General features: G+C 63.5%; 15 protein-coding genes. 6 read left to right on the top strand and 9 right to left on the bottom strand.

What is annotated here, in order from left to right; all coding sequences use genetic code 11:
• Positions 1-129: 129 nt before the first annotated feature.
• From CA236_RS15750 to CA236_RS15710, 9 genes are all read right to left on the bottom strand, one after another.
• Entirely contained in the window at positions 130-1977 is a 1848-nt protein-coding gene (locus CA236_RS15750; RefSeq protein WP_125946309.1) for a ParB/RepB/Spo0J family partition protein, read from the bottom strand.
• A 51-nt stretch (positions 1978-2028) separates the two neighbouring features.
• Positions 2029-2220: a hypothetical protein gene (locus CA236_RS15745; RefSeq protein ID WP_125946308.1), complete on the bottom strand. Its 192-nt coding sequence runs from the start codon at positions 2218-2220 to the stop codon at positions 2029-2031.
• Positions 2221-2653: 433 nt separating this feature from the next.
• Positions 2654-3676, bottom strand: coding sequence for an Abi family protein (locus CA236_RS15740; protein ID WP_241212711.1), 1023 nt, complete (start codon positions 3674-3676; stop codon positions 2654-2656).
• Positions 3677-3898: 222 nt separating this feature from the next.
• Complete coding sequence (locus CA236_RS15735; protein ID WP_125946307.1) at positions 3899-4822, bottom strand: zincin-like metallopeptidase domain-containing protein; 924 nt, start codon at positions 4820-4822, stop codon at positions 3899-3901.
• Between the two features lie 638 nt (positions 4823-5460).
• Complete coding sequence (locus tag CA236_RS15730) at positions 5461-6984, bottom strand: UvrD-helicase domain-containing protein (RefSeq protein WP_125946306.1); 1524 nt, start codon at positions 6982-6984, stop codon at positions 5461-5463.
• Entirely contained in the window at positions 6984-8753 is a 1770-nt protein-coding gene (locus CA236_RS15725) for an ATP-binding protein (protein WP_125946305.1), read from the bottom strand. The genes CA236_RS15730 and CA236_RS15725 overlap by 1 nt, the downstream gene beginning before the upstream one ends.
• A gap of 57 nt (positions 8754-8810) precedes the next feature.
• Positions 8811-10409, bottom strand: coding sequence for a hypothetical protein (locus tag CA236_RS15720; RefSeq protein WP_125946304.1), 1599 nt, complete (start codon positions 10407-10409; stop codon positions 8811-8813).
• Between the two features lie 418 nt (positions 10410-10827).
• A complete protein-coding gene (locus CA236_RS15715; protein WP_125946303.1) occupies positions 10828-11385 on the bottom strand; it encodes a thermonuclease family protein in 558 nt (185 codons plus the stop codon).
• A 38-nt stretch (positions 11386-11423) separates the two neighbouring features.
• Entirely contained in the window at positions 11424-12308 is an 885-nt protein-coding gene (locus CA236_RS15710; RefSeq protein WP_241212710.1) for a toprim domain-containing protein, read from the bottom strand.
• A 93-nt stretch (positions 12309-12401) separates the two neighbouring features.
• Here CA236_RS15710 and CA236_RS18840 point away from each other — a divergent pair, with 93 nt between their 5' ends.
• The 6 genes from CA236_RS18840 to CA236_RS15680 all read left to right on the top strand — a co-directional run bounded on the left by CA236_RS18840 (position 12402) and on the right by CA236_RS15680 (position 17028).
• Entirely contained in the window at positions 12402-12689 is a 288-nt protein-coding gene (locus CA236_RS18840; protein ID WP_164518964.1) for a hypothetical protein, read from the top strand.
• Between the two features lie 98 nt (positions 12690-12787).
• Entirely contained in the window at positions 12788-13186 is a 399-nt protein-coding gene (locus CA236_RS15700) for a hypothetical protein (RefSeq protein WP_206430600.1), read from the top strand.
• Complete coding sequence (locus tag CA236_RS15695) at positions 13186-13875, top strand: lytic transglycosylase domain-containing protein (protein WP_125946302.1); 690 nt, start codon at positions 13186-13188, stop codon at positions 13873-13875. The genes CA236_RS15700 and CA236_RS15695 overlap by 1 nt, the downstream gene beginning before the upstream one ends.
• The gene (locus CA236_RS15690) at positions 13872-14237 is read left to right on the top strand and encodes a TrbC/VirB2 family protein (protein WP_241212709.1); all 366 of its coding nucleotides are present in this window, start codon (positions 13872-13874) and stop codon (positions 14235-14237) included. Before CA236_RS15695 ends, CA236_RS15690 begins: the two co-directional genes overlap by 4 nt.
• A gap of 84 nt (positions 14238-14321) precedes the next feature.
• Positions 14322-14645 (top strand): VirB3 family type IV secretion system protein, encoded by a 324-nt coding sequence (locus CA236_RS15685; protein ID WP_037487042.1) that lies wholly within the window; start codon positions 14322-14324, stop codon positions 14643-14645.
• Entirely contained in the window at positions 14638-17028 is a 2391-nt protein-coding gene (locus tag CA236_RS15680) for a VirB4 family type IV secretion/conjugal transfer ATPase (protein WP_125946301.1), read from the top strand. Before CA236_RS15685 ends, CA236_RS15680 begins: the two co-directional genes overlap by 8 nt.
• Positions 17029-17071 lie beyond the last annotated feature (43 nt).

Raw genomic sequence — 17071 nt, 5'->3', positions numbered from 1 at the left:
CGCCTCGCGGACCTGAAAGGGCTGCGGGCGCGCCAGTCCATCAGGGCTGGCGCGCCGGGGCGACGGGCCGCCTCACGCGGAATGGGAGAGGGAAGGGGTCCGATCATCACCGGCCCCCCCGCCTTGCTGTCACGCCAGTTCGTCGGCCTTCATGTCCTCGACTTCGCTGTCCTCGTCCTCGCCGTCGAAGCTCTCCGGGTCGAAATCTTCGGGGCCGCGCTCGGGCTGATCGAACGCGCCGATCCGCATCGGGGCGGGGAGCCACCCTGCGGACAACCGCTCGGACACGTTCACTGCAAGGTCGGCCTTCTTCTTGATGGTGGCACAATTCTCGGCGCTGGGTGCGCCCACTTCCTCACGCAACACATCGATCAGGGCGGCGCGGCGCATCTTATCGAACAAGCCGATGGGTGCGGTCCAGCGGGTGGCGATGTCCACACCGCTCGCGCGCGCGATCTGCTCGAAGTTATGGTGGCGCTGACCGGGGGAGCCGCCCGCGAACACGGTGCCGTCCACCGTCATCGCGATAAGCCCGGCGAGCAACGCCATCTTGTCCTCGGTGCTCATGGCGCGGATCGCCTCGAACCGGCCTTCGGCAGGGATGGTGGCGAAGCGGGTCGCCATCATGTCCTCAACCGAACGCACGTCGCTGGTCGCCATCAACTCGTCCGGTACGTCGGTCGCCACGGTCTTGGCCTGAACCTCCAACGCCATCTGGAAGCTGTGTGCGCCGTGGAGCAACTGGCCGGCGAGGCTGTCCAGCATGATGTCGAGCGCGAGCGCCGAATCGGACGCAACCGCCTCCTGCACGATCCGGGTCTTGATACGGGTGAGGTCGGCGAACAGGCTCTTGCCATAGAGCGGAGCGGGACCGTCATGGCTCGCTTTGGGCTTCGGCTCGGCCTTGGCACGATAGAAGCCACGCCCAAGCGATCCGTCGTGCGCGACCCAGAGCGCCACGCCGCCCACCGCGACCTGCTCGCGATTAAAGGCGCGCAAGCTGTCGGTGATCGCGTCCCGCTCGTCCGTGAGCGGGTCGATGCGTTCGCTGTCCTCGCCTTCGGCCTGTGCGATAGCCTCCATTTCGGCATCGATGGCGGCAAGCCTCGTCGCTTCGTCCTCGGTCGGCTCGCGGGTTGCCGGGTACATGCTGCCCTTCATGTAGAGGTCGTAGGGCCGTTCCAGCGCGGCGCGGACTTCGTGCCACCCGATAGCGCGATACTCGCCGGCGATGGCGTCCAGCTTCTCTTCCGCCAGTTCCCGCACAAGCTCGGGATCGTCCGCGAAGCCTTCGGCCCCTTGGCTGAACAGGTCGATGGTGATGGTGCCGCCCTTGGCCTCATAGGCTTCCCGCCCGACGAACAGGAACGCGCCGCTGGTGGTGTCCACCTTCTCGGTGGTGAGCATCCGGCGGATGGTGTGGGCGTGACCGTTCGCTGCCTTGCAGACCTTGATCTGCTGGTCGTGATCGTCGGTGAGGGTGAGCGCGCGCGCCGCCTCGAGGCTCAACTGGTCCTTGGCGATCAGGTCGATCAGCGCCGGGGCGAGCGCGGACAAGCGGAGCATCTTGTAGACGAAGCTGACCGCTTGCCCGAACCGGGCCGCGATGTCCTCGGCGTCCATGCCGGTGTCGCGGAGTGCGGCGAAGGCACGGATGCTGTCGGCGGGATGCATGTCTTCGCGCTGGAAGTTCTCGGCCAGCGACAGCTCGATGGCTTCTTCCTTGGTCCGCAATTCGACGGGGAAGGTGTCGCTGCTCTTGATCCGCTTGCGCTTCGCCAGGATTTTAAGCGCACGGTAGCGCCGTCCTCCGGCGAAGACCCACAACAGGCCGTCGTCCTCATAAGCGACGAGGTTCTGCAACAGGCCGTGTGCCTCGATGTCGTCAGCCATCGCCTCGACGGCAGATGGCTTCACGCGGCGCTGGTTGAGCGGGGAGAGGCGAAGCTGGGAGAGCTTGGGATGGATGATAGCCATGATGATGATGATGCTCCATGATCTCGATGGAATTGATGCTCGGGGAGGGGGTCAGCCTTCGAGGCTCGCGAGTTCGTCGAACTCGGCCGAGGCGCGCTGCGCGCTGCCGCCTGCGTAGGTGACGCCGGTGCGCGGATAGAAGAACACGCGCTCGCCCTTGGCGTATGGGGTGCCGTCCGCGCTGGTGCCGGGGGACTTAGCCCGCTTCCAATAGGGGTCGCCGGTATATCGGGTGTAAGCCATTGTCCTTTCTCCTTCTTTCGAGGCGCAGCCGGTTGCCGCTGCAACCGGGTCTGCCTCTCCGGCGAGGAGCGGGATGGGGAGGGAGGAGCTAAATCGATGGCCTGGCGCGGGCAGGCCGCCGTAGCGCGGCCGACGCCAACAAGGCGTCGGGTGCCGCGCTTGGCGGACCACACGGGGCTGTCGATTTTGCTTCGGGAACGAAAGGGCAGCAGCCCTTGGTGTTCCCCGCGTCGGCGGGCCTCCAGGGGAGGGCCGGTGCGCATGACCGGCTACGTGCCGCGCGAAAGGCGCGGGGCCATAGGTGTGCCACGTGGCACACCTCACGCGAGGATCGTCACCCGTATGGGCCGAGATGCCGGCACGGTGGCTTGGTCGGCGTGCCAGCGCCGATAGAGCCGTGCCCGGCAGGGTCGCGCCCGCGGGGTAGCTTAGATCAGGCCCAAATCGCCTCTGCGTCCCAACCGGCCAAGAAGCCGCCTTGGATGGGACTTGCGAACGGCATGGCCGGGAACGCCTGCCAGTGACCTTTCATGCGGGCGGGCCAGGATGTCCCGGGATTGATCCGCCCGACGAAGTAGCTCGCGACCGCCGCGGCACCATAGACGCGCGTGCGACGATGGAGATCGCTGCCGATATGGACGAGCTGGGGGGCCTCGAACGGCTTGGGCACCAGCGGCTGATTGATGATGCCCGCGTTCCACAGACGGGCGTGATGCGCGCTGATGTTGCGCACGAACGCGAGCGTCTTGATCCAGCTCACCAATGTGTTGGGAAGAAGGCCGTAGCGCTTGGCGATGGCGGCACGATCATTGGGGTGCGCCATCTCGAGCAACCAGGACAATGTCCCGAAATCCCATGCCTCGACTGCCATCCAGATCGGCACCGGCGGACTGTAGGTGGCGTAGAACTCCTTGATCCAGTCGTCCTTGGAGCGGGCGATCGCGCCATCGGCCTTGGCGAGCCAGTTCTGGTGCCGGGTGCCCCCTCCGGGCATCGCCTGGTTGGCACGACGGGCGTCCAGAAAGGCGGGCGAGCGGTGCGCAAAGGGATCGCGCTTGCCCAGCGCGTGCGCGAGATCCACGCGCAGCGCGACCTCGATCCGCTCGATCGCATCGAGGAAGAGAAGGCGGAGCTGCTTGTCGAACAGGTAGAGATCGACCGCGTGACGGAACTCGGCGCCTGGCCGGAACTGGTCGGTGCGGATGGTCAGCGTCGCATCATTGGGATCGGGGACGAGCTGCTGGAATGGCTGCCAATAGGGCGTGAGGCGCCCATAGCCGATCCGCTGAAGATGGAGGATCGCTCTAGCCGGGTCGGTCACGACCAAGCCGCGCTGCACGAGGAGGGCGAGCTGGTCGGCGAAACTGAGATGAGGTTTGGTATAGGGCGGAAGCATCCGGCCCAGATATGAAGAAGGCCGCCCCTTGATGCCAGCGGCAACAGCGGGGACGGCCATGTTGCGTCCGATATATGCGTGGGCGCATGAGGATTCAATTAAAACCTGAAGCGGGGTCAAGCTCCTCCTGAACCCCTCGGCCGCGATCCGTGCAGCGGATCACCGGCGCCAAGGGCGCCGGTGCCGGTCACGCCAGGGAACGGCGCGGCCCGGCCACCCGCCCGCGAGCGCCCGCCATGATCCCCGGCCCGCGCAAGGGCCGGGGGAGGGCCGGAGGCTATCTCATGCTGCCTCCTCCATCTGGGCCACATTCTCCGCGCCCATCCGGCTCAACAGCCAGTCGGCTGCGGCCTGGGCCTGCGCTGCGGCTGTGAAGATGCACCGTTTGTCGTTGCGCAGCGCCTGCAACCAGCTCGCCAGATACGCGGCATGGTCCTCCCGGTCGTGGAGCTTGATACCGATCGCGCCGCTGACGAACGCCGCGCCTAGTTCGGCGACCAGCTCCTCGCGAGCATAGTCCTCGCGCTTGGTGGACATGAGCGTCAGGCGGGCGAGCCGGTCGACATAGCCCGTCGCGTGGCAAAGCTCGTGGGCGAGCGTCGAATAATAGGCGTCGCTGGCGTGGAAGTCGGCAAACGCCGGCATGACGACGTGATCGCCGCTCGGCTGATAATAGGGCTGCGACCCGTGGTGCCGCACGGTGACGGGTACGCGGGCGAACAGCGCATCAAGCTCGGCGTCCCGCTCGTCCGGATTGGTCGCTGTGATGATCGGGGAAGGGGCCGGGTATTTCGCCTCGATGCCGTCGATCTGCTCGGCGTTGAAGACGGTGTATCGCTTGAGGAACGCGACCTGCCGCTTGCCCTCCTCGCTCCCCTGATCACCCTTGCCGTCGTCCACCTCGATCTTGTTGGCATAGACCACCGTGGAGCCTTTTTCCCCCTTGCGGACGCAACCGCCGAGGGCGAGCGCCTGCTTGAAGGTCAGCCAGTGCGGGGAGGCATAGCCCTTCGTCATGGATGCGACCCACAAGGTCAGCACGTTGATGCCGCGATAGGGAACGCCGGTTGAGCGCAGCGGGATATTGGGTGCGGTGCTGCCGTTCCACGATTTGGACCAAGGCCGGGTGCCCGCCTCGATCATGGCAATCATCTGATCGGTGATTTCCTGATAGACGTCGGCCCGGTTGTCGGTGATCCGTCCCATGATTTTTCCTTTCCTTTGAGGCTGAAAGCCGGTCGCAACAGCAACCGGCTCTGCCTTTCCGGCGAGGAACGGGATGGGGAGGGAGGGCGAGAATCTTGCTCCTGGCGCGGGCGAGCCGCCTTACTGCGGTCGGCGCCTATAAGGCGCCGACCGCAGTTGGCGGATTACACGGGGAGCACGATTGTCGTTCGGGAACGAAAGGGCAGCCGCCCTTGGTGTTCCCTCGAGCCGGCGGGCCTCCGGGGGAGGGCTGCGGCGCCAGCGACACTAGCTGCACGCAAGCGTGCATCCACTGGTGTGCCACGTGGCACACCTCAGTTCCTTCGGCCTCGCCCACCCAGGTCGATGCTGGCCGCCATGGCTGGCGAGTTCTGACACTGATTTCTGACATCGGCAGGCACGTGGATAACCGTGGCTCAACCACCCCCGTCACAACCGCCCGGTTGTGACACCAGCGAAGACCCGTTAGCCGACTTACAGGACTGACTGGTCGCATCTTGGATTCGGACGCCTATCATGCTTGTGCCTTGCTGTATGGTCAGCGAAGGCGTGATTGCGATCACCTGATGTCGCCCCCGGCCTGAAGCGCCTTAGAGCGCGACCCGCAGACGCGCCCTCAAACCCCAAAATAGTGGTCTTCAAATCAACAATAATGGACTTGGCTGACCGCGCGAAACCACCAACAGCATACTGCTGGTGGCCCGACTGAGGGCGACATAGAGCTTCGCGCGGGCCGCGCGGGTGTTGCTGAAATTGGCCGCGTCGCAGGGCAAAAGCATCACGTTCTCAAACTCCAGCCCCTTCGCTTTGTGGATCGTGCTTATCGCCTTCGGGGGAAGCCTGGGCCGCGCGTGGGTGCGACGACGAGCAAGTTCTGCGAACCCTTCATCGGCATTCTCGAATTTGGCGAGCTGTATCGCCTCAGAAAATTCGCGGCCGTGATGAACCCTCACGTCACCGAAGGCAGCCTCGTTCGCCATTAAATCGCGGAGGTGGGCCAAGGCCGCACCAACTCCCCGGTGATCCGGGGTCTCGACGATATGTCGCGCCATTGCCTGAAGGTGCAGCGGCTTGCCTGTGCAATTCGCCACGCAGCCGTTCTGGGCTTCGGTCACGAAGCGGTTGCCGAATGCTGACGGAGAAAAGCCCGTTGCAACGGCTCCCATGAAAGTAAGTGCACCCCTCGCCAGTTCGGTCGGGTTGCCTTGGTTTACATTTGCATGAGCGATCAATCCCGCCAAGCCGTCCCTGACGTGTCCTTCCCATATTGGAATCTGCCTGCCGAAGAAGGCACGAAGCGAAGTCACAGTCGCGTTCTGGCCTGTCAAAACCAAAAGGCCCGCCGCCCCGCCTGATCGGACATAGATCGGTTTCCGGAGATTATCCGCGACACTGAAAGCGCCATGCTGTTGCGCATTGTTGTCAGCGTAGTGGATGGAGAGCCCTTGGGGCAGATTTTGGGTAAGGTCGATCTGGCCGCCGTCGCGAAGCCTGGCGCGGGCGTCCAGTATCCATGCGCCAAGAGCAGGCTGGCTGTTCGCCCACCGGTGCGGCACATCCAATTCTTCAAAACGGTCTGCCGCATTTTTCAGGGCGGCCCACCGTTGGTCGGATGCTTCCATTTGCGCCTGTGTGCCGCCGAATATCTGCTGCATGGGATCGGCAAATATCCGAAGGGCGGAGCCCGCCGCGTGAAGGGTCATGATGACGGCGTGCTGATCCGCGCTTGCGTCCTGATGCTCATCGCAAATGATGATCGGATAGCGATGGGCAAGGCTGGCCGCGATCATCGGATTGGCCGTCAGGAGAGCGGCTGCTTTTTGGGCAACGGCACTATACCCGTTTGCACCCTCTCGCCGCGCCCACGCCCCGACATCGGCAGGAAGGTCCAGCGCCTTGTGATAGGCACAGGCAATCTCGGTGGTCAGGCCGTCGATCGTGCGGATTTCGACCTGACGGCTCATGCCCTTCGTGCGCGATGCGAACACGTCGCAGGCCGCATTGGTGTGAGTGAGAATGAGAAGACGGCCTTGGCCGAGTGTCGGCGCAACATCCCGCGCGTAGCTCGCTCCCTGAAAAGTCTTTCCGCAACCGCCCGGCGCTTCGACAACGACTAGGCGGGCATTAGACCTCAAGGCTTCGGCAACGGAAGCGTCGCTCATCAGTCCACCGTCTGCACCGCTGGCAAACCTATAGCGGCCCGAACGGCGTTTACGAACGGCAGAAGCCGGTCCTGCACCTTCGGCCAAAGGCCGAGTTCAAACACCTTATCGGCAAGCTCGGCGCCACCGGCAGACGATTTGAACCAGCGCTGGCCGTGCCTTTTCCAAGCCTTCTTGGTGGCGTCAGGCAGGTCGTTGGTGACGCTGCCGCAGGCCGCCTCGACCATTAGTTTTAGAATATTGTCCGTTGCAGCCTGGACGGCTGCTAAAGTTTTCTCTTCGGTGCCGGCACGCTCTGCCAATGTCCGCAACCGCTCACCGGCGTCACCGTCTGGATCGCGGATGAAGGCTTCGAGCTGGTCGTCGGTCAGATGGGGAATGACGTTCGTTTCCAAACATCCTTCCGGCCAGCGCATTAGAAGATCCCCTAGCTTCGCCTTCACCTCCGCCCAAAGGCCGGTTTGTGTTCCTTCGTTGTCGGCGAACCCGGCAACTTTTAGGCCGCTATTTGAAAGGCCGCGCAGGACGGTCAAAGCTTCGGAATTGCTCCCGCCGTCGCTAACCCAGATACCGTAGCGGCGCATATCCTCGCCCAACGACCGGTTGATGAGCGTGGTGACAAAGCCGACTTCCGTCGCCCCTTCCGCGATGATCGCAACACGCGCGAGGAAGGTTTCAGGGTCGCGCTTTTGCTGGGGGCCGATCGCGGCTGGCAGTTCGCCAACCGCACCGCCTGCATCGACATACCAAAGGCTGGCCCCGACTGCGGCGTTCACGGCAGGCGCGCTGTGTGTGGTGACGAACACCTGCGAAGGCCGGGCGATCAGTTCTTCCATCAGAATGCGCTGACGGTACGATTCCAGCCCGCGTTCGATCTCATCCACGACCATGACGGGGTGCTCGACTTGATGCGCTGCCGCTACTTCCAACGCGGCCAACCGTCGTGTGCCAGCGCCCCAGCTCGACAACGGGAGCAAGGTGCCGTCCTTGGTCGCAGTCAGGCCGATAAGCGCATTGAGCGAGAAGCCCGGCCCGCCGACGAGACCTAGGCTCAGGTCGGTGGGCAAAGCCCGCTTCTTGAAGCGCTCATCGAGGGTGTTGAGCGCGGTTTTCGCGTCGTCCTGTAGAACGTTCTTCACGTCCGTCTTCGCGATCTCATTGCCGAGCCGGGATCGCAAGGTTTTGTCGCTCAACAGGCGCTCTAACGCCGAGCCTTGGATAAGGCGAAGGTCCCGGTCATTGCGATCATCGCCGCTCAACCGGACCAAGCCGATATTCCTCCGCACTGATACAGGAAAATGATCAACGGTATCGTCTGGCTGCAAAATCTCGTGCTGCAACTCGAAGTCCGGCGTACCGGAAACGCGAAGGCAATAGACAGGATCATCAACGTGGCCGTCGCCCGTCTCAATGTCAGGAACCCTCGCGGTCTTTCCATTCCAATGCCAAGGCCAGACCGTCTTCTTCTGATCGGCAATGCCCGACGATAACGGCAAAGCCATGATGGCGCCGATCTCGAAACCGTCCTCGTATTTCCGCTGCCAATAATCGGAGTCAGACAAGGTGCTGGCGTTGGTCGGGTTGAGCAGCAAAGCGATTGCTTCGAGGATGGTCGTCTTACCGACATCGCCACCGCCGAGAAGAATGTTCACGCCGCGGCCGGGATACCAGATGAGCTTTTCAATCCCCCTAAACCGCTTGATCATCAGCAGGCGAATATAGGGAGCCTCGGCCAAGGGCGGGGCCGGCTGGGCGGGTTGGTCTGGCATCACCGAGTCCTAGCGGAAGGCGCGATCGGAGAAAACGGAAAGGCGATTTCCGTGAGACTAGGAAACGAGTTTTACCACGCCGTAAGGGACAATCGCCGTTGCGGTTGATGTGGAATTTAGAAAGTCCGGTAGTGCGGTCGTCGGTAGCGTGGCGACGGTCTTGTTCACTTCCGACAGCGGGTGCGACAAAAAATGCTGGTAAAGCGCATCCGTGATGGCTTTTTCCTTTCCGGCCTTTGCCACCTCCAAAACGCCTTGTCCGTCCTTCCAATTTATCTCCGATTTGGTCCATTTTGATTTGGTGCTTTGCAGGAGCACCAACGCATCCGGGTCAATCGTGCCGGTCGTCCAAATCTCGAAAACCTGCTTTGCTTCACGCAAGGTTGGGTGGGCGCGTAGATGGCCTCGGATTGTTGGCAGCTTCGCAATCCACTCCTCCACCTCCGCTTTGGAAAGCGATCCGCCGGGCATTTTGCCCTTTGCTTCGATTGTCGCGGCCTCGCTTCCGAGCGCTTTGATCTTTAGAATGTCGATGTCGGCGGTCTTGCCCGTGAAGGGATCGCGGGCTGTCACGCCCATCTCAATCGAAACGGCGTCCCTGCGGGCCAGATAACCCGCCATCAACTCAAACAGGATTCCGCGCAGGTTGCCTGCGCGACCCTCGATCTCAGTCAGGGTGTCGAGCAATTGGGTGAGACGCTCGGGGCTGGTGGAGGCGTAAGCCGCCGCATTGTTCAGCGTTTCCATGAGCGTAACGAGGGCGGCACCGACATGCCGGCCAAACAGATCCTTCGGGGTCGCCATCATGATGCCAGCGGCGTGGCCCGCTTTTAAGGCCGCGCCCGTAAAGCTTTCCGCGACGAGCATCGACATCACGCCGATCTTGGGCAGGAAGGATTTGAGCATTCTCGCCTTGCGGATGAAATACTGGATGTCGGACTCTTCAAGCATCCCCTCGGCAAATGCGTCGGCGACCCAAAATCCCGGTTGCGAGCCTTGGCCCTTGAGCGGCAACAGATAGCTCGGCCCTGCGAGATCGAAGGCGAAAGGTCCGATAGCTTTCAAGTCTGCCTCACCACGAATGCGAATGGAATTGAACCCAGCCATTCCGATGTGCCGCGCCCACTCGCGCACCGCGTCGAGCAGAACGCCTTCGGCAAGCATCCGCGCACGCATGTTTCCGAACCCGTGCGAATGGAGACTGGGCTGTATTTGATAGCACATGCCGTGATCGGCTGTTTCAATCTCCTTGATGAAACTGGCTTTGATCAGCGTCTGAGCGACGACGTCGACCGATAGCTGACCTTCAATTGGCAGAATCGGCGCGCCGCTGATCACCTTGAATGCGTCCTTGGTGACAAGTCCCCCCCGGGCACTCATTCCGTCGATCGCGGCCCCATAGACCGAGCCCGATGCGCGCAAATCGCGCATGAAGTTGTCCCAGAATTTTTCGGTGTTCCGCTGGTCTTGGAGGTAGAGAAAGAATTCGCCTTTCGGCAGGAGGCCTAGCGGAAATGAATAAACCGGCGGCTTTGCTCTGGAGACGCGCTGGCGCGCAGCAGCGGCCGATACACCTTCTTTCTTGAGTGCCGCCACGATCGTGGCGGAACGGCTCGGACCGTGCTCGTGCAGGTAGCTGGAAATGCTGAAAGTCATGATGTCACACTGCTTAATTTATTAATTACCCTACCTTGGGCGACCTCCTTTTTGAAGCCCCGTGTCGGATCGTTTAAAATCAAACAGTTACAAGTCGAATCTTCCGCACTGCCGGGCGTGGGATGTCACAGTAGGGTGTCACAGAGACGTCTGGAGCAACCCTCGCACACCGACAACGCCGAGTGCCAAGATGTGCCACCTGGCACACTCAACATGCGAGGCTATCGAGCTCGATAGCTCGCGGGCGAGACGATCGGCTGACGACTGATCATGAGCGTCTCTGCAATAGACTGGCACCCGTCAAGGCGTGCACCGCCTAGTCGATCGTCACCCGAATGGGCGGAAACCCGCGGGCGGGGTTCCGCGGAGCGGCGCGCCGGCGCCGCGGAGTAGAGCGCGGGCCGAAGGCAGGCCCCGCCTACTTTCGGATCGTCTCGACGGCGCATCCCTGCGGCACCTGTGCCCTGCGGATCGCGAGCTGCCGCATCCCTTCGTAGTCCACACCCCATAGGCCGGCCCGCTGGGCTGCTGCCTTCTGCATCAACTCAACATAAGCCCCGCCCGAGAACATGCGGTAATCCACCGCATAGCCCTGGGCGACCATCGTTGCGCCCACGCTCGCCTTGTTCGCAGGGAAGCGACACGCCAGGTTCAATCGCCCGTAGCTCTTGGGATCGGTCCGGCACTGGTTCTCGCGACGCAGCGCATAATCGAACATCGAAACCGAGCAGTCCAACCCACCGTCGCGTGCCGATAATTGCCGCAGGGCATCGCTCGACAGTGCCTTGAGCCTCGGCAGGTCGTCATCGGGCGCATCGATTCCCACGACCCGCACCCGCCCATTGGAGAAGTCGATCGTATCGCCGTCGATGATCCTCGGGCTCGGCGACGACAGGCGCGTCTTGGACACGTCGGCGAGGGACTGCCGGTTCTGCGAGATGGCATAGCTCGCGACGATCAGGAAGGTCGCGCCCATCGTCCATCGCTGGAACCGCGTCGCTCCGGGGAACAGCTTCATAGCGAGCGGATCTCACGCAAAAGGTCGTTCCAGTCGCCTGCATGGGGCGGCAGCTTGACGACGAGTCGGCGGCCATTGGCCAACAGGTGCGAGGTGGCGCGCTCGATCGCACGCGCCGCCTCGGCGCCATGCTGGCTGTAGATGACGACGGTATGGATGCTCTCCGGAATGGCGACGGCCTGATACCGCTCGATCCCCAGCACGGGCCATACGAAGTGGCCAGCGCCGAGCAGGTTCATCACGCTCGCCGCGTCCTCGACGCCCTCGGCGAGGCGCAAGATGCCGTCGAGCGGGATGCCGCCCCAGCGGACCGCCCCGGCGCCGGGATTGCCGAGCATCCGCTTGGGCTCCTCCATGTCGGCCTTCCAACGGCCATCAAGGGCGAGGAAGGTCCGGTGGATCGCAACGACGCCGGTATCCTCCTCGATCGGCACGATCAGCGCCGGTGCGAACGCCTTGGTGGCACCGGCGCCACACTGGCAGCGCGGATCGAAGCGGGCGTTGATCCCGTCGGGGACGATCGAGCGTCCCTCGCGCAGATAGCGATCGGCAAGCGTGCCGGCGAAGGGCTCGGCGTGGCGCCACACGGCAAGCGCGAGCTTGTTGAAGTTGGCCTTGCCCTCCTGCCGCTGACCGGGGTCATGGTCGGTAGGCGCGAGGATCCTGCCCGAGCGCAGTGCTGCCATGATCGCGTCGGTCGTACAGCCGGCGAAGCAATGGAAAAGCACGGCGCGTTCGCCGACGCGGATCGAAAGGCTGGCCCTGCCATCGGCGTGGGCAGGGCACCGACACATCGCAGACACGCCATGCCATTTACCCCCGAGCTGGCGGACGATGCGGTCGGCCTGTTCCTCGATCGTGGCAGTCTGGCGTTGGGCCATCTAAGATACCCCCGGTGCAGGACGCATAAAGGCTATCGGGGGAGGCCGCAAAGCACCAGCGAAAACAGCATGAATCACTACAGGGGGAAAAGCATGGAATTTGAGCTGCTGCTAGAACGGGAACTGACAACGATGCGACCCCCAGGGGGCACGCTCACTGACGTCCACGTCTGCCAGCATGACGGCGGCAAGTGGCATATCAATGTCCGTGTGAGCTGGCGTGGCACCGCCCTGTACCACGTCGGACTCTACGACAAGAAGCGTATCCGCCTGTATAAAAAGGCATCTTCTGCTATCCGGCACGTCATCCTCGACTATGGCTACGAGGATGTGGTCCACGTCCATCCGTGGCCAGGGCTGCGCGACGAAAAGGCGTTCTGACGCGGCGAGCCGTCCATCCGTTCTGAAACTTTTGTCATTTTCGGGCTAGGCAATCGCGACCGAGCGATTTAGCTTGTCTTCACCGTAGGAGTGAAAACATGGCAAATCGCTTGTTTTCGTATGTGCCAGTTGCTGGCCTCCTGACTGCCTCGATGGCGGCGCTTCCCGCTCGTGCAGCCGATTCGACCTGGGCGTGCGAAGTCCTGCTCTGCGCCAGCAACCCGGGTGGATGGATGCAGTTCGCCGAGTGCGTTCCGCCGATCCGTAAGCTCATCACCCATCTCGGCCTGGGCGGAGGTTTTCCGACCTGCAGCGCGGGCGGGGTCCGCAAGGCGGACTACACGAAGCCCAGGAACGGGCAGCCCGGCTACGTCGTCATGACGATGACCGACGGCACCCGGACCCGCTACACGGTGCCGACCAGTGCGCAGGTCGCACAGGCAGAGGCCACGACACGACCAGGGGCGCCCCTCGGTTCAAGTAGTACGGAGCGGTAATGACGCTCCCCGCCGCGGTCATCATGGGTCTCGCGGCGCAATGCGCACCTAGTGTGGCACCCGCGACCATTGCGGCAATCGTGCAAACGGAAAGCCGGGGTTTCGAGCTGGCGATCGGGGTCAACGGCCTTGCTCGCCAGCCCGCGCGTGCCTCCAGCGTCGCGCAGGCGGTCCAAACCGCCCGCTACTATGTCGGCAAGGGCTATTCGGTCGATCTCGGTCTCGGGCAGATCAACTCCCGGAACATGAAAGCCCTCGGCCTGACCTGGGACAACGTGTTCGATCCCTGCACCAACATCGCCGCGGCGGGTGCGGTGCTGTCCGGGAATTACCACAGCGTGCGTGCGGGGCTGCATCCCCAGCGCGCGCTCCGCATCGCCCTCTCCATGTACAATACCGGGTCGCAGTCGCGTGGCTTCTCCAACGGCTATGTCGGCAAGGTGGTCGGCAATGCCGGCGTCTCCGACGGCATCCGGCCCGTCGCGGTTCGCGTGAGCGCGTTCACAGACGCGACGAACACTGGCGAAGCGTCGAGCGCGGCTGCGCAGCTCGCCGCGCTGGTTGAGGAAAACACGTCCGATGCGGGACAGCGACAAGCTGCGCCTCCCCCACCGCCGCCATCGTGGGACGTGTTCGCGAGGGCGGAATATGAGCGAGCGCGGCTCGCCGGAGAAGGAGAAAACCGATGAACCTCGCATCTTTCGGCGGGCCCGCGCTCGCCCTCCGAAGCCGTATCACCGGCTATATCGACGCACTGACGCCGCCTCAGCGCAAGGCATCGCGGCTGCTGTCGATGTTCGGCCTGGTGGCACTGACGTCGCTGCTCTCAGCCGAGCCGGCGTTCGCCCAGACCAATCTGGAGAGCTTTGGCACTGCCGTCCTCGGCCTCCTGACCAACGGCCTGCTGCGCACGATCGCGATCCTGGCGCTCATCGCGGCGGGGTTCGGGTGGCTGACGGGCCGGGTCAACACCGGGGCGCTCGTCACCGTCATCATCGGCATCGCGATCATCTTCTCGGCGCCGTGGATCGTCGATCAGCTCGCGGGCTGATCTCTATGGAAGCGGGGCGTCCCCCACGCCCCGTTTCCGCCTGTGTTTCCTGGAGTGCGTAGCGTGAACGAAGAACGGGAAGTGATGGCGCGCAACACGCTGTTCCTGGCGGTGACGCGACCCGCGCTGTTCGCAGGCATCCCGATCGAGGCGGCGGTGGTGATCCTGCTGGCCTCAGTGATTACCCTGATCGGCACGACAAACCCCATCTATGGCCTGGTCGTCGCCGCGGTGATGTTCGGCATTTCGCGCCTCGTGGTGCGCCACGACGTCAACGCCTTCCGGCTGATCTTCCTGTGGGGTCGCACCAAGGCCGCCAACCGCAACCGCGTCTTCTGGGGCGGGTCGAGCTACACGCCGCTCCCCTTGAAAGGCATCAAGCGGAAGGGGTTCGGCCGCAATGGCTAGGGCCAATCGCCTCTCCGAACAGGTGCCGATGAAGGTCGCACTCAAGGAAGTGATGCCGACCAAGTTCCTGCCCTATGCGCGGCATGTCACCGATGAGGTGGTGATGCTCGATTCCGGCGCGATCATGCTGACGTTCGAGCTGCAGGGGCGGGCGTTCGAGACGGCCGACGTGCGCGACCTGAACGACTGGCACGCGAAGCTCAACGGGATGCTGCGCAACCTGCATGACGATCGCCTGTCGATCTGGACGCACCTCGTCCGCGCGCGGGTCGAGCAATACCCGGGTGGCAACTTCCGGTCCCGCTTCGCGCGGGATCTCGATGCCGCGTACTTCGCGCGGATGAACAGGGAGCGGTTGTTCATCAATCGCTTCTTCGTGACGCTGGTGCTGCGCCCCTCGGTCCATGGCGCCGACAAGCTCGGCCAGCTTTTCAGAAACAAGGCACGCGCAGAAGCCGAGGCCGATGCGGTCGACGCCGATCTGCTGGAGGCGCTGGAGGACAAGGCGCGCGATTTCGAGAAGCTGATGGACCGCTGCTCGCCGCGCCGGCTGTCGATCTACGGACACAACGGGCTCAAGTTCTCCGAGACGATGGAGGTCGCGGAAATGGTGATGACGGGCCGGCACCGCCGCGTACCCATCATCCGGGGTCACCTCGGCAGCGCGCTCTATCGCCAGCGCGTCGTCTTCGGCGGCGAGACGGTGGAGGTCCGCGACGCCGATCGCAGCGCCTTCGGCGGCATTTTCGGCATTCGGGAGTATCCGGCGACCACGACGCCGACGCAGTTCCAATCGCTGCTGGCCGTCGATTTCGCGTTTGTGCTGACGCAATCCTTCACTTTCCTCGGCCGCGCTGCGGCGTCGGAGCGGTTCCGGCTGCGGCAGAAGCAGATGGAAAACGCCGACGATCGGGCGGTCAGCCAGATGCTCGATCTCGTCGACGCGGCGGACGACCTCATGTCCAACCGTTTCGTCCTGGGCGATCATCACTTCACGCTCGCGGTCTATTCGGACAGCCTCAAGGGGCTGCGCGACAACATGTCGATCGCGCGCGCGGCGCTTGCCGATACCGGCATGGTCGCGGCCCGCGAGGGGGCGGCGCTGGAAGCCGCCTATTGGAGCCAGCTCGTCGGCAATTTCGCGTGGCGCGCGAGGCCGGCGCCGATCACGTCGCTCAACTTCGCGGCGTTCTCGCCCTTCCATACCTACCCCGCCGGCCTCGCGACCGGAAACCATTGGGGTGACGCGGTCGCGCTGATGAAGACCAGCGCGCGCAGCCCCTATTTCTTTAGCTTCCACAAGCGCGACATCGGCCACACGCTGATCGTCGGCCCCACCGGGGGCGGCAAGACGGTGATCGTCAACTTCCTGATGGCGCAGGCCGAGAAGACGGGCGCCCGCCAGATTTTCATCGACAAGGATCGTGGCGCGCAGATCTTCGTGCTGGCCTCGGGCGGTACTTATCTGACGCTCGAGAACGGCAAACCGACCGGCTTCGCGCCGTTGAAGGCGCTGGAGAACAAGCCGGAGGATCGGGCCTGGCTGTCGCTGTGGGTGCGCCAGCTCGTCCGCGCGGAAAGCCGGCCGATCACGGTCCAAGAAGAGCGCCTGATCGATGAAGGCGTCGCCGCGGTGATGCGGCTCCCGCGCGAGGATCGCTCGCTGGACGCGCTGCGCACGATGCTCGGCATGTCGGACGCGGGCGGCATCGGCGCCCGCCTCGAAAAATGGACCTCGCGCGGGTCGATGGGGTGGGTGTTCGACAACGCCACGGACGAAATGACGCTCGATGCCCGGTTCATCGGGTTCGACATGACGGACTTCCTCGACAATGCCGATATCCGCACGCCGCTGATGCTCTACCTGTTCCACCGGATCGACAAGCTGTTGACTGGCGAGCGGACGATCATCGCCGTCGACGAGTTCTGGAAGGCGCTCGGCGACGATGCATTCCGGAGCTTCGCGCAGGACGGCTTGAAGACGTACCGAAAGCGCAATGCGATGATGGTGTTCGCCACGCAGTCGCCGGCGGACGCGCTCAAGAGCGACATCGCGCATTCGATCCTCGAACAGGTGGCGACCCAGGTGATGCTTCCCAACCCCAAGGGAGCGCGCCGCGACTATGTCGAGGGCTTCTCCCTCACTGAGGCGGAATACCAGCTCATCCGCGAGGAACTGTCGCCAGAATCGCGCAAGTTCCTCGTGAAGCAGGGCCATGACAGCGTCGTGGTCGAGCTGGATTTGACCGGCCTCGACAACGAGCTGGCCGTGCTGTCCGGGCGTGCCGAGACGACGCCGATCGCGGTCCAGGCAACGGCCGAGTTCGGCCCCGATCCGGCCAACTGGCTCCCCGTCTTCCACCAACGTCGCCGGCCAAGCTGAAGGAGAGAGGGACATGCGTAGAATGAAAGCAATCGCACTCGCG

It is taken from the genome of Sphingomonas sp. ABOLG (genome assembly GCF_003950435.1).
GTDB classification, from domain to species: domain Bacteria; phylum Pseudomonadota; class Alphaproteobacteria; order Sphingomonadales; family Sphingomonadaceae; genus Sphingomonas; species Sphingomonas panaciterrae.
Note: the sequence above shows the minus strand (reverse complement) of the source record. Positions and strands in the feature narration are given on the sequence as shown.